This is a genomic window from Rhizobacter sp. OV335 (assembly GCF_900142965.1).
GTDB lineage: Bacteria > Pseudomonadota > Gammaproteobacteria > Burkholderiales > Burkholderiaceae_C > Rhizobacter.
The window spans coordinates 68,237-81,184 of sequence record NZ_FRCQ01000011.1 but is presented as its reverse complement, the minus strand read 5'-3'; the positions used below and the strand labels follow the sequence as shown (position 1 = coordinate 81,184).

11 protein-coding genes are annotated in these 12,948 nt (G+C 67.8%); 4 read left to right on the top strand and 7 right to left on the bottom strand.

The window, feature by feature from the left end; all coding sequences use genetic code 11:
- Positions 1-8: 8 nt before the first annotated feature.
- Positions 9-593 (top strand): hemerythrin domain-containing protein, encoded by a 585-nt coding sequence (locus BUE42_RS13620; protein WP_073465653.1) that lies wholly within the window; start codon positions 9-11, stop codon positions 591-593.
- Between the two features lie 9 nt (positions 594-602).
- Here BUE42_RS13620 and BUE42_RS13615 read toward each other — a convergent pair whose 3' ends face one another.
- The 3 genes from BUE42_RS13615 to BUE42_RS13605 are packed head-to-tail and all read right to left on the bottom strand — an operon-like array spanning position 603 to position 4,356.
- Complete coding sequence (locus BUE42_RS13615) at positions 603-1,526, bottom strand: transglutaminase family protein (protein WP_073465652.1); 924 nt, start codon at positions 1,524-1,526, stop codon at positions 603-605.
- A gap of 14 nt (positions 1,527-1,540) precedes the next feature.
- Positions 1,541-1,894, bottom strand: a complete 354-nt coding sequence (locus tag BUE42_RS13610; protein WP_143171485.1) for an FKBP-type peptidyl-prolyl cis-trans isomerase — start codon at positions 1,892-1,894, stop codon at positions 1,541-1,543.
- A gap of 44 nt (positions 1,895-1,938) precedes the next feature.
- A complete protein-coding gene (locus tag BUE42_RS13605) occupies positions 1,939-4,356 on the bottom strand; it encodes a membrane-bound PQQ-dependent dehydrogenase, glucose/quinate/shikimate family (RefSeq protein WP_235002322.1) in 2,418 nt (805 codons plus the stop codon).
- A gap of 203 nt (positions 4,357-4,559) precedes the next feature.
- On the opposite strand from BUE42_RS13605, the gene BUE42_RS13600 reads away from it, so the two are divergent.
- The gene (locus tag BUE42_RS13600; RefSeq protein WP_073465649.1) at positions 4,560-5,582 is read left to right on the top strand and encodes a methionine synthase; all 1,023 of its coding nucleotides are present in this window, start codon (positions 4,560-4,562) and stop codon (positions 5,580-5,582) included.
- 61 nt (positions 5,583-5,643) lie between these two features.
- Here BUE42_RS13600 and BUE42_RS13595 read toward each other — a convergent pair whose 3' ends face one another.
- Positions 5,644-5,976: a hypothetical protein gene (locus tag BUE42_RS13595; protein ID WP_073465648.1), complete on the bottom strand. Its 333-nt coding sequence runs from the start codon at positions 5,974-5,976 to the stop codon at positions 5,644-5,646.
- Positions 5,973-8,351, bottom strand: coding sequence for an RHS repeat domain-containing protein (locus BUE42_RS13590; RefSeq protein WP_083614116.1), 2,379 nt, complete (start codon positions 8,349-8,351; stop codon positions 5,973-5,975). Before BUE42_RS13590 ends, BUE42_RS13595 begins: the two co-directional genes overlap by 4 nt.
- Positions 8,352-8,725: 374 nt before the next feature.
- On the opposite strand from BUE42_RS13590, the gene argG reads away from it, so the two are divergent.
- A complete protein-coding gene (gene argG, locus BUE42_RS13585; protein WP_073465646.1) occupies positions 8,726-10,060 on the top strand; it encodes an argininosuccinate synthase in 1,335 nt (444 codons plus the stop codon).
- A 4-nt stretch (positions 10,061-10,064) separates the two neighbouring features.
- Here argG and BUE42_RS13580 read toward each other — a convergent pair whose 3' ends face one another.
- Positions 10,065-10,709, bottom strand: a complete 645-nt coding sequence (locus tag BUE42_RS13580) for a hypothetical protein (protein ID WP_143171484.1) — start codon at positions 10,707-10,709, stop codon at positions 10,065-10,067.
- Positions 10,710-10,841: 132 nt separating this feature from the next.
- Between BUE42_RS13580 and BUE42_RS13575 the strand changes: the two genes are divergently transcribed.
- Positions 10,842-11,288 (top strand): hypothetical protein, encoded by a 447-nt coding sequence (locus tag BUE42_RS13575; RefSeq protein ID WP_073465644.1) that lies wholly within the window; start codon positions 10,842-10,844, stop codon positions 11,286-11,288.
- Between the two features lie 16 nt (positions 11,289-11,304).
- On the opposite strand, the gene BUE42_RS13570 is transcribed toward BUE42_RS13575, so the two are convergent.
- Complete coding sequence (locus BUE42_RS13570; protein ID WP_073465643.1) at positions 11,305-12,747, bottom strand: DHA2 family efflux MFS transporter permease subunit; 1,443 nt, start codon at positions 12,745-12,747, stop codon at positions 11,305-11,307.
- Positions 12,748-12,948 lie beyond the last annotated feature (201 nt).

Here is a 12,948-nt window from a genome sequence, read left to right as displayed (position 1 = left end):
GATCCCTCATGCCAGCCGCCCCGCGCCCCCGCGCCAAGCCGTCGCGCTTCGATGCCATCGAGATGCTGAAGGCCGACCACATCGCGATCAAGAAGCTGTTCATCGCGTTCCACCAACTCAGCGACCGCAGCAACACCGACGGCGAACGCCGCGCGGTGGCCGAACGCATCTGCACCGAGCTGACGGTGCACGGCCAGATCGAGGAGGAGATCTTCTACCCGGCGGTGCGCGCCGCGATCGGCGACGATGCGCTGGTCGACCAGGCCGAGGTCGAGCATGCGAGCGCGCGCGAGCTGATCGCCGAGATCTCGGCGATGACGCCGGCCGACGAGCAGTTCGATGCGAAGGTCATCGTGCTCGGCAAGCACATCGATGCGCACGTCGAGGAAGAGCACAGCAAGATCTTCCCGAAGGCGAAGAAGGCCAAGGTCGATTTGAAGGCAGTCGGCACTCGGCTCGCGTCGCGCAAGGCCAAGCTGATGGAGGAGTACCACGCGATGGCCAGCGGCGGCGAGCCGCACGAGGACGAGAACGCCGATCCGGTCGGCCGCCCGCCGTTCGAGCACGGGCACCGGCCGGCGTCGCGGGCCTGAGGAGACTGATCAGCCGGTCCGCGTGACCTTCACGTCGACCTGCAGGCCGATGTAGGCATCGGCATCGCCGAACCAGCTGCCCGAGATCGGCGCGGCCTGCTTTGGATCGCGCGCGACGCCGACGCGCACCAGCTGCGATCCGCCGAGCAGGTTGTTGGTGGGATCGAACGGCAGCCAGCCCGCGCCGGGCAGGTAGGCCTGCAGCCAGGCGTGCGTGGCACCGGCGCCGGTGGTAGGCACGGTGTCGACGGATGCGCCGCCGTCCGCTGCATCGCGCTGACGGCCGGCCGGGTCGAGCGCCGGGTCGTAGAGGTAGCCCGAGACGAAGCGGGCCGCGACACCCAACCGCCGCACCGCCTCCATCATCAGCAACGCGAAGTCACGGCAACTGCCGGTGTTGAGCGCCAGCGTCTTCAGCGGGTCCTGCGTGCCTTCCTCGTCGCGGTCGGCGTAGGTGAAGTGGTCGCGGATGTGCTGGTTCATGCGCACCAGCATGTCGCGGGTGCCGGTCGGGCCGTCGGTGCGGACGAACTGGCGCGCCCAGGCGGAGAGCTTGCCATGCGGGTCGTCGTGGTGCGGGCGCAGGTAGTGCTCGAGGTCGAAGCGCTCGTCGACCGAGTACGAGAACGGAAAGAACTCGGCCGACGGCGACAGCGGCAGTTCGAGGTTGTGGCTGCTCGCATGCTCGATCGTGAACGAGCAGACGAAGCGCAGCTCGGACGCCTCGCCGAGCGGTTGCACCAGCGCGATCGAGTTCGAGTACGGGTCCTGGATCATCCGCACGCCGGCTTCGGGGCTGACCTTCAGGTCGGTCGCGAGCACGCGCAGGTCGTGGCTGTCGCGCGGGCGGAACATCACGCGGTGCTCGCCGAAGCGCACCGGCTTCGAGTAGCGGTACGTCGTCGTGTGCGTGATGTCGTACTGGATCGTCATCGACGGCCGCGGGCTCAGACGCCGAGCAGTTCCACTTCGAACATCAGCGTCGCGTTCGGCGGGATCACGCCGCCGGCGCCGCGGGCACCGTAGCCGAGCTGCGGCGGGATCACCAGCACGCGCGTGCCGCCGACCTTCATGCCCTGCACGCCTTCGTCCCAGCCCTTGATCACCATGCCGGCGCCGAGGCTGAAGCCGAACGGGTCGTTGCGGTCCTTGCTGCTGTCGAACTTGGCGCCCTTGACGCCGTTGTTGTAGAGCCAGCCGGTGTAATGCACGCTGACCTGCTGGCCGGCTTGTGCTTCGGCGCCGGTGCCCGGCACGGTGTCTTCGTATTGGAGGCCGGAGGCGGTCGTCTGCATGGGAATTCCTTGTGGGGACGCAAAACCGGCATGCTAACGCGGCCGCGGGATCACCGTGGCAACGCATAGGCGAGCACGTAGTCGCCCGGCTTTGTCCCGGTCGACCCGTGCCCGCCCGCCACCACCAGCAGCAGCTGCCGGCCGTCGGTGCCCGCATACGTCATCGGCGTCGCCTGGCCGCCGGCCGGCAGGCGCTGCTTCCACAGCTCGCGGCCGGTGCTCACGTCGTAGCCGCGCACGTAGTCGTCCAGCGTGCCCGACAGGAAGGCCACACCGCCGGCCGTCATCATCGGCCCGCCGATGTTCGGCACCCCCATGCGGAACGGCAGCGGCAGCGGCGACAGGTCGCGCACCGTGCCGTTGCGGTGCTTCCACGCCACCTGCCCGGTACGCAGGTCGACGCCGGCGACGTTGCCCCACGGCGGCTGCTGACACGGGATGCCCAGCGGCGAGGTGAACGCGCTCATCTTCGCCGCGTACGGCGCCCCGAAGTTCTCGTTCAGCGCGGGCAGCGGCCCCTGCGGCTCGCCCTTGCCCTGCACCATCAGGCTGGTCGCATCCGGCCGCGGGACCAGCGTCGACGTGAAGGCCAGCGTGGTCGGCGTCGTGAAGGCGACCTGCCGCACCGGGTCGACCGCGATGCTGCCCCAGTTGAAGACGCCGAAGTTGCCGGGGTAGATCAGCGAGCCGCCTTCGGACGGCGGCGTGAAGCGCCCGTCGTAGCGCAGCCGGTGGAACGCGATGCGGCAGGCGAGCTGGTCGAACAGCGTCGCGCCCCACATGTGGCGGCCTTCCAGCCGCTGCGGTTCGAACGACACGGCCGAGCGCGGCTGCGTCGGCGCGGTGTGGTCCCCGGTCGCGGCGCCCTGCGGCGCAGCCACTTCCTCGACCGGCAGCAGCGGCTTGCCGGTGCGGCGGTCCAGCACGAAGATCTCGCCCTGCTTGGTCGGCTGCACCAGCGCCGGCACCGTCGCGCCGCCGACCGTGAGGTCGACGAGGCTGGGCTGCGATGGCACGTCGTAGTCCCACAGGTCGTGGTGCACCGTCTGGAACACCCAGCGCGGCTTGCCGGTCGCGACCTCCAGTGCCACCACCGACGACGAGTAGGTCTCGACCGCTGCGCTGCGTTGCCCGCCCCACTGGTCGGGCGGCTGGTTGCCCATCGGCACGTAGACCAGGCCCAGCGCCTCGTCGACGCTGGAGATCGACCAGCTGTTCGGCGAGTTCGGCGTGTAGCTCGCACCCGCGGCGATCGGCGCGGTGGCGTCGGGGTTGCCGGAATCCCAGTTCCACACCAGCGCGCCGGTCTCGATGTCGAACGCGCGGATCACGCCCGATTGCTCCTTCGTCGACACGTTGTCGAGCACGGTACCGCCGATGATCACCAGGTTCTGCGTGACGACCGGCGGCGAGGTCGAGTAGTACGAGCCCGGCTTCAGGTTCGGCATGTGCGCCCAAAGGTCGACCTGGCCGCGGCCGCCGCCGAAGCTGCGGCAGATCGCGCCGGTCTCGGGATCGAGCGCGATCAGGCGGCCATCGGCCGTCGGCATGAAGAGCTTGGCGGGGCAGCGGTCGATGGCCTTCGCGCCGGTGCTGGTCGCGGCGACCAGCAGGCCGACGCGTTGCGGCGAGGTGTCGGCCTCGGTTGCAGGAGCGGAGGCTGCCGCAGCGGGCGCCTCGGCCCGCGGCGGCTGGTAGCCGAGGCCGCGGCAGGTCAGGTGCTGCAGCGCCAGCTCGCCCTGGATCAGCGGGTCGTAGCGCCAGATCTGCTGGCCGGTGGTCGCGTCGAGCGCCACCACCGACTGGTGCGGCGTGCACAGGTAGAGCCGGTTGCCGATCTTCAGCGGCGTGACCTCGTAGGTCGTCTCGACCGGGTCGCCGGGCCGGCCGCGCAGGTCGCCGGTGCGGAACTGCCATGCGAGCTGCAGGCTGCCGACGTTGTCGGGCGTGATCTGCTTCAGCGGCGACCAGCGCTGGCCGTGGCCGGTGCGGCCGTAGGCGTGCCATTCATCCGAAGGCACGGCCGACGCGGCGTCGCTGACCACCGCGGCGGCGGGCAGGCTACCGGCCTGGTCGTGGCGATCGACGGTCCACGACGCGACCGCGATGCCGACGGACAGCATCAGCACGGTGGCCAACGCGGCGCGCGCGCTGCCCAGGCCGGTGCTGCCCAGCGAGCGCGCGACCCACGGCGTCACCAGCAGCACGCCGAGCACGAACAGCAGGTCGAGTCGGGCCGCGAGCGGCCACCAGTCGAGGCCTGATTCCCACAGCGCCCAGACCAGTGTCGCGAGCAGCCAGCCGGCGAACACCCACAGCGCGGCGCTGCGGCCACGCCACAGCAGCACGCCGCTCGCGAGCGCGGCGACACCGGCCGCGAGGTAGTACGGGCTGCCGCGCAGCGCGACCAGCCAGGCGCCGCCGCCGGCGAGCGCGAGGCCGGACAGGATCAGCACGGCGGCGAGCACGCGGACGAACAGGGCACCTGAACTGTTCGGCGAAGGAGTAGGTGAAGTCGGCAAGGGCAATCTCCAGAAGGCGACGGACAATCGCCGGCACAGGGCACGGTAGCGGCCCGCATGCAGGCCGGCAGTCGGCCGCGATCCCGGCGGTGCGTAGGACGGCGTGCCTTGCACCGTCGGCATGTCACCGCATTACAGGAGATGACACGATGTTCGAAGCCACCCTCGCCGGCAGCCTGCCGAAACCCGCCTGGCTCGCCGAGACGGGCAAGCTGTGGCCCACGTGGCAGGCCGAGGGCGCCGCGCTGGCGCAGGCCAAGCTCGATGCGACGCTGCTGTGGATCAAGACCCAGGAAGACGCCGGCCTGTCGGTGATCGGCGACGGCGAGCAGTCGCGCCAGCACTTCGTGCACGGCTTCCTGGAGCGCGTGGCCGGCATCGACTTCGAGCACAAGGTCGAGATGGGCATCCGGCGCGACCGCTACAAGGCGATGGTGCCGCAGGTGGTGGGGCCGCTGAGCCTGACCGGCCGGGTGCACGAGACCGAGGCGCGCTTCCTGCGCGCGCACACGCAGCGCAAGATCAAGTTCACGCTGCCCGGCCCGATGACGATCGTCGACACCGTGGCCGACCGCTTCTACGGCGACCGCGTGAAGATGGCCTTCGCGTTCGCCGAGCTGCTGAACCAGGAGGCGCGGGCGCTGGAGGCCGACGGCGTCGACATCGTGCAGTTCGACGAGCCGGCCTTCAACGTCTACATGGAAGAGGCGGCCGAGTGGGGCGTGAAGGCGCTGGAGCGCGCGGCCGAGGGGCTGCGCTGCACGACCGCGGTGCACATCTGCTACGGCTACGGCATCCAGGCCAACATCGACTGGAAGAACACGCTGGGCGACGAGTGGCGCCAGTACGAGAAGGTGTTCCCGGCGCTGGCCGCGAGCCGCATCGACCAGGTGAGCCTGGAGTGCATCCATTCGCATGTGCCGCCCGACCTGATGGCGCTGCTGGCCGGCAAGGACGTGATGGTCGGCGTGATCGACGTCGCGAGCGACACGATCGAGACGCCCGAGGAAGTGGCCGACACCATCGGCCGCGCGCTGCAGTTCGTGCCGAAGGAGCGGCTGATCCCGTGCACGAACTGCGGGCTCGCGCCGATGAGCCGGGCGGTGGCGGAGGCGAAGCTGAAGGCGCTGGGGGAGGGGGCGGCGCTGGCGAGGAGGCGCAGCGGGGGCTGAGGGACCGCAAGAAGATGAGTCGAACGAAGTGAAGATTGGGGGATCACTGCTTTCCTCACGCCTACGAAGCTTCGGCGTACTCATCCCCGAATAGTCCGAACCCATTCTCCAGGTACGTCATGACCTTGCGAGCATCCTCGCGTGTCTGCACCGTGATTTCTCCAAGATCCAACGTGATGGCGGTCTTGAGCGACTGCGGCGCGAAGCGCACACCAGCCACGGTAAGCAACCCGTCGAAGCCGCTGACGATCATGGGCTGCACATCGTTGTTCGGAAACATGAAGGAGATCGTGTTTCCCGTCTGTGGAACCACAGGCAAATCAATCTCGCCCGACATGTTTCCGAATGCGGCGGTCGAACCATAGAACAACGCTAGTTCAAGGTTGAGCTTCATGGTGTCAATGGAGCGTTGGGTATGTAGAGGGTGCTTGAAGCGATGATCTCTGCTGTCATGTCGCATCCCATTCTCTGTCCGAGGGAAATCATCGCATTGATGTTGTCGATCATTCCTTGCAACCCTGGTCGATGGCCTACCCAGGTCGTGGACGTTCCTGTCAACGCCCTGTTCGGAACGTCATAGGCGAGCGTGAACAGCTTGCTCGGATCCTGCAGCATGTTGTTCATTTTCACCCGAGCCGCAGCGATTGCCTGTTGAGCAGCGGCCTTGAGCGCGAGGCACGGGTCGCCAGCATTCTGGCAGTGCCGATCCCATTGACGCTCTTCGAGCGGCGACATGCCTTTTGGCCGAGACGCTGCAAATATTCCTTCGAACGGATTCCGGAACGCAGGCCATGACGCGGATTGAGGCGTCATGGACGGGTAGTCGGGATCGACGACTGGTGGCGATCCATATTCGCAGACCAAAGCGAACCACGTCCATTTGCAGCTCGCGAGGCCGTTCGGGTCAACATAGTTCAGTGGGTCGCCGCTGACATACGCGTAGCCGTTGATCCCACCTCGCAGCCCGCTGGGATCTGCTTGCGAGTAGCCACCTCTTGAACCGTCGTAGCTGCGGAAGTAGTTGTAGAACAGCCCGCTCTCCGCATCCGCATACTGCCCGGGGAACCGCAGGTTCTGCCCGAATGCCCCAAGCCCGTCGGGATTGGTCTCCGGTGCCGTCGTGCCGAACGGCTCGGCCAGCCAGCGCCAGCGCTTGGCGCCGTTCCGGTCGACGACGATGCGCGGCGCGTTCAGGTGATCGGCGTGGATGTAGAACACCAGCGGGGCTGCGCTCGGGCTCGCGTTGGTCGGATCTGGCATGAACATCGCCACCGGGATGTTGTCCAGCCACACGTACTCGCGCAGCGCCTTGCCGGTCTGGTCGTATTCGCCGAGCAACTGTCCTTCGAGGTCGTATACGAAGATCACCGTCTCGCCGGTGCTCGTCACCTTGCGGATGCGGCGGCGTTTGGCGTCGTAGTCGTAGCTGCCCGTCACGCCGGCTTTGGTGATGCTGGTGATCGCGCCGTTCAGGCCGTAGGTCGCCGTGTAGTTCGCGCTGTCGCTGGTCGTGTTGCCGGCGTTGTCGTAGCCGAAGCTGCGGGCCGGGTTCGTGAGGCTCGTCAGCCGGTTGCTCGTCGCCTCGGTCGTGTACGTGCTAGGGCTGCCGTTCAGGCTCACGCTGGTGCGGTTGCCGTTCGGGTCATAGGCGATCGACCAACTCGATGCGGCCGTCGTGATGCTGGTGAGTTGGCTGTTCTCGTCATAGCCGAAGCTCTGGTCCAGTGCTGGCTGCGCGGTGCCGTCACTTGCCAGCAGGTGCGTGAAATCGGTGATGCGGTCGGCCGCGTCGTAGGTCACGTCGCGCAGCACGTTGCCCAACGGGTAGCGCACGATGCGGCCGCTCAGGTCGAACTGCCGCATGTGCGGCACCAAGCCGCTCGTCATGTGCCAGTCCCAGCCGCTCACCGGGCCGAAGGGTTCCCACTTCACGTTGCTGATCAGCGGGATGGGCGTGCTGCCCGCGTCCTTGGCCAGGCTCATGGCGATGAGTTCGCCGACATCGCGCGTGATCACCAGCACCCGGCCCGACGGGTAGGTGATGGTCATCAGGTCGCCGTGCGAGTAGGCGTACTTCACCGTCGTCACGATCGGCACGGTATTCGCACCGGCCTTCGCGTTCACCGACTGCACGGCTTCCGTGATCCGACCCCGCGGGTCGTACTTGACACGGGCAAAGCCGCTCGGGTGGTCGGTGCGACTCAGGCGGCCAATGCTGTACGTGTAGTCGGGCCCGGTCAGATCCCAGTTCCACGTGATGGTCTGGCTTGGCTGGCCGCTCTGCGCGTAGCCGACGCTGGTCAGACGCCCTTCAAGGTCGTAGGTGTAGGTCTCGGTGACGCCTCGGCTGTCGGTGCGGGTCTTCAGGCGCCGAGCTGCGTCATACGTGATATTCGTGATGCCGGTGTCCGGACTGATCAGCTGCGTGGCATCGCCAAAGCCGTTGCGCGGGTATTGCGTGACCAGGTTGCGCGGGTCGGTCACCTTGGTCGGGCGTCCTCCGCCGTCGTACTCGATCGCGGTCTTGCCGTTCTTCGGGTCGGTCAGCTCCTTCACGCGGTACTGCGCGTCATAGCCCACACGCGTTTGAACGTTCAGGCCGCCCGGATCACGGGTGATCTTGGTGACATTTCCTTCGGCATCGTATTCATAGGCTCGCACTGGAGTGGGAGACACCGGCGGCGGTGGGATATCAGCGTGGCATGGGACAGCAGGCAGAAGCAGGCAGGTCGTGACAGCAATGACCCCTGCGTGGGTCGTCGTGTTCATGGTCGAGTTTTGACAAGCGGTTGATCGATTCGCGCTGCCACACCCTCTTGAGGGGACTGCTTGGCCGGCGCACTGCGCTCATTGAATCGCCGACCTCGATCAATGGCAAGCGTTGTGTGTGGCCGTCGGCGGCCTGCAACAGGCCGCCGATTGACGATGACACCCAACGCCAATTTCCGTATCTGCGCGCGCCCGCGCAGATACGACATCAGTGTGCAGAAACGATGGAGACCTGATGCCACTCGACGATCCAGCGGGCCGGATGACCCGCGGCCCATCGCTGCCCAAGGAGCTTGGATGGATCGGATCAAAAAAGACCGAAAATAGCGGCCCGCCCCGCTCGTCGGACCCTTTCCTCCTCTCGAAGATCCCAGATGGCCACCATCCTCCAGAACCTGCCCCTCGGGCAGAAAGTCGGCATCGCCTTCTCCGGCGGCCTGGACACCAGCGCCGCGCTGCACTGGATGAAGCTCAAGGGCGCCTTGCCCTATGCCTACACCGCCAACCTCGGCCAGCCCGACGAGCCCGACTACGACGAGATCCCGCGCAAGGCGATGCAGTACGGCGCCGAGAAGGCCCGCCTGGTCGACTGCCGGCTGCAACTGGCCAATGAAGGCATCGCCGCGCTGCAGGCCGGCGCCTTCCACATCTCCACCGCCGGCATCACCTACTTCAACACCACGCCGCTCGGCCGCGCGGTCACCGGCACGATGCTGGTCGCGGCCATGAAGGAAGACGACGTCAACATCTGGGGCGACGGCAGCACCTTCAAGGGCAACGACATCGAGCGCTTCTACCGCTACGGCCTGCTGACCAACCCGAGCCTGAAGATCTACAAGCCCTGGCTCGACCAGCTCTTCATCGACGAACTGGGCGGCCGCGCCGAGATGTCGGCCTTCATGACGAAGGCCGGCTTCGGCTACAAGATGTCGGCCGAGAAGGCCTACTCCACCGACTCCAACATGCTTGGCGCCACGCACGAGGCCAAGGACCTGGAGCACCTGAACAGCGGCATCCGCATCGTCAACCCGATCATGGGCGTGGCCTTCTGGCGCGACGACGTGGCGGTCAAGGCCGAAGAGGTCACGGTGCGCTTCGAAGAGGGTCGGCCGGTCGCGCTGAACGGCCAGACCTTCGCCGGCCCGGTGGAGCTGTTCCTCGAGGCCAACCGCATCGGCGGGCGACACGGCCTGGGCATGAGCGACCAGATCGAGAACCGTATCATCGAGGCCAAGAGCCGCGGCATCTACGAAGCCCCGGGGCTGGCGCTGCTGCACATCGCCTACGAGCGCCTCGTGACCGGCATCCACAACGAAGACACGATCGAGCAGTACCGCATGAACGGGCTCAAGCTCGGTCGCCTGCTGTACCAGGGCCGCTGGTTCGACCCGCAGGCCATCATGCTGCGCGAGACCGCGCAACGCTGGGTGGCGCGCGCGATCACCGGTGAGGTCACGGTGGAACTGCGCCGCGGCAACGACTACTCGATCCTCAACACCGAGAGCCCGAACCTGACCTACGCGCCGGAGCGGCTGTCGATGGAGAAGGTCGAGAACGCGCCGTTCTCGCCGCTGGACCGCATCGGCCAGCTGACGATGCGCAACCTCGACATCGCCGACACGCGCGAGAAGCTGATGGTGTATGCGCAGGCGGGGCTGCTGAGCTCGGCCGGTGGCGCCGCGCTGCCGCAGCTGAAGAGCGAGGACTGATCCCTCAGCGGCAATCGCCGCTCAGGGCCGCCTTCGCGAGCGCGGGCAAGGCCAGCAATCCGGTGAATCCTGCGGCTTGCTCCTTGCCGTCATCCGGGTGAAGGCAGTCCGGCTTCACGGCCTTGCCGATCGAGCTCGTCAGTTGCTCGCCTTGCGACTTCGCGCGGGGGAGCAACGCCGGATCGCCCCGGCCCATCATCGTCGCCAGACCGGATCTGCTTGACGCGACCGCCCGCCGGAGAACGGACTCGTCGAGCCGAAGCGGCTGGCTCGCCGCCGGTTCGGCGCTTCGGGCGTCCATCGTCGACGAGGGTGAGGCAATCTCGGCATGGATCGGTCCAGCATCGATCGGCCGAGAGACGGACGCCGGTGCTGTTCGATGGATGGCCCCCGGCGTCACGCCGGATCGACTGCGTCGGACTGGCTCCTCGGCGACCCGAGCGGCGAGCGGCAGCAGCAGCCATTGCATGCGTCGAATCCCGCCGGCTCGCCGATCGGCGGACTCCTTCACCGGCATCAACACAAACCACAGCCCTGCGACGTGGAGCGCCGCCACGACGGCGAGCACCGTGGCATGGGTTTCGAGGCGATGGGCAGTGATGATCCGGGCGACCGTTGTTCGAACCGGCCACATTCTCGTGGATCTCACCGGCACGCCTCAGGTGATGGCCGCCTACAGGCTGAAGCGGCGGTCTCCGATCGACGGGCCGGGAAGCTGCATCGATCATTGATCAAGAGACGGCTCCGGGGTCGGGGCCGCGACATCTTCACGAGGAATCGCATGAAAAGCTTCGTCACGTCCGTCCCGCTCGCCCTTCTCACGTTGATCGCCGCCGGCTGCAGCTCCACGCCGAGCAACCTGCAGACGGCCACCGGCGACACGCGCCCGCAGCCGGTCATCGTGCAGGTGCCGGTGCAGATCTCGACCCCCGAGCTGGAATCGGGCTGCTGGGCCCAGTTCTATGGCGACCGCAACTTCAAGGGCGAGGTCGCGACGCTGGTCGGCCCGGTGTCGCTCGAAAGCGCCGACAAGATGAACGGCCGGCAGCTCAAGAAGGAGATCGACAGCCTGGTGACCGGCCCGAAGGCCACGCTGCGCGTCTACGAGCACGCGATGTTCAAGGACCGCTCGATCGCCTTCGGCCCGAACAGCCGCGAAGGTGGGCTGATCACCAAGCTCGGCGTCGGCGGGCACATCCAGTCACTGCAGCTCGAGTGCACCAGCTGATGGCGCAGGTGGCGACTCACGCGGCGTGCGCGGTCTGACCCTCGGCCGGCGCCGCGACCTTCGTGAACCGGGCGGCCCCGAGCAAGCCGCCGGCCGCGGCGAACACCGCGCCGATCAGGAACGCAAGGTGGTAGCCGGCGGTGAGCGCCTCCTTCGGGTCCGCGCCCGCTGACACCAACGCATCGGTGCGCGCCGCCGCCAGGCTGGCCAGTACCGCCAGCCCCAGCGCGCCGCCCATCATGAACGCCTTGTTGACGATGCCCGAGGCCAGCCCCGAATCCTGCGGCTGCACCTCGCTCATCGCCGCCAGCAGCAGCGGGTTGAACGCGACGCCGGCCCCCACGCCGAGCAGCAGCATGCTCGGCAGCACGTCGATCCAGAAGTTGCCATCGACCGGCGCGCGAGCGAACAACGCCAGCCCGAGCGCGGCCACCAGCAGCCCCCCGGCCAGCGGCTTCTTCAGCCCGAAGCGCATCACCAGCTTCGCCGACAGCCCGAGCGAGAACGCCGCCATGATCAGGTTGGACGGCAGGAACGCGAGCCCCACCTGCATCGGCGTGTAGCCCAGCACGAGTTGCAGGTACAGCGCCGAGATGAAGAACCACGCGAACATGCCGGCCGCCCACAGCACGCCGACGATGTTGGCCGTCGACAGGTTGCGCAGCCGGAACAGCGACAGCGGCACCAGCGGCTCGGCCACGCGCGACTCGATCGCGAAGAACGCACCCAGCAGCACGACGGCGCCGCCGAGCAAGCCGAGCGTCTGCGCCGACAGCCAGCCCGCCTCGTTGCCGTTGACGATCGCATACACCGCCAGCATCAACGCGATGGTGATCGTCGCCGCGCCCGCCACATCGAGCTTCGCGCCATGCGCGGCCGGCGGCGTGGCCGGCAGCAGCACGAGGCACAGCGCCGCCACCGCGATGCCGATCGGCAGGTTGACGAGGAAGATCCAGTGCCAGCTCAGCGCGCCGGTCAGCAGCCCGCCCAGCAGCACGCCGATGCTGCCGCCACCGGCGCAGACGAAGCCGTAGACGCCCATCGCCTTGGCACGCTCGGCCGGCTCGGTGAAGAGATTCATGATCAACGACAGCGAGATCGCCGACACCACCGCGCCGGCCAGGCCCTGCACCGCACGCGCGACGATCAGCACCCCCTGCGACTGCGCCAGCCCGCAGCCGAGCGACGCCAGCGTGAAGCCGGCGATGCCGAGCAGGAACAGCCGCCGCTGGCCGTACAGGTCGCCGAGCCGCCCGCCCAGCAGCAGGAAGCCGCCGAAGGTCAGCATGTAGGCGTTGACCACCCACACCAGCGAGGTCTCCGAGAAGCCGAGGTCGCTGCGGATCGACGGCAACGCGACGTTCACGATGGTCGTGTCGAGCACGATCATCAGCACGCCCAGGCACAGCACGGCCAAGGCGAGCCAGCGCTTGCGGGTGTCGAGATGGCGGTGGGGCATCGGGGCTCTCCGGCGGGGAAAAGGCGCCATTCTCCATGGCAGGGCCATGCCGTCCAGCCCCGCCGCGGCGGCCCGGTTCGTGCGATCCTTGTCGCGGTTGGCCGACACACCCCCCAACAGAGGGGGAGCGTGCCGCGCGACGGCCGGGCGCGCGCTCGCTAGACTGCGCCGTTCAGCGCCGGGGAGGCGTTTCACTTCAGA

Coding starts and splice junctions, on each gene's coding strand:
- BUE42_RS13620 (WP_073465653.1), top strand. CDS start 9: ATGCCAGCCGCCCCGCGCCCCCGCGCCAAGCCGTCGCGCTTCGATGCC.
- BUE42_RS13615 (WP_073465652.1), bottom strand. CDS start 1,526: ATGACGATCCAGTACGACATCACGCACACGACGACGTACCGCTACTCG.
- BUE42_RS13600 (WP_073465649.1), top strand. CDS start 4,560: ATGTTCGAAGCCACCCTCGCCGGCAGCCTGCCGAAACCCGCCTGGCTC.
- BUE42_RS13595 (WP_073465648.1), bottom strand. CDS start 5,976: ATGAAGCTCAACCTTGAACTAGCGTTGTTCTATGGTTCGACCGCCGCA.
- BUE42_RS13590 (WP_083614116.1), bottom strand. CDS start 8,351: ATGAACACGACGACCCACGCAGGGGTCATTGCTGTCACGACCTGCCTG.
- argG (WP_073465646.1), top strand. CDS start 8,726: ATGGCCACCATCCTCCAGAACCTGCCCCTCGGGCAGAAAGTCGGCATC.
- BUE42_RS13575 (WP_073465644.1), top strand. CDS start 10,842: ATGAAAAGCTTCGTCACGTCCGTCCCGCTCGCCCTTCTCACGTTGATC.
- BUE42_RS13570 (WP_073465643.1), bottom strand. CDS start 12,747: ATGCCCCACCGCCATCTCGACACCCGCAAGCGCTGGCTCGCCTTGGCC.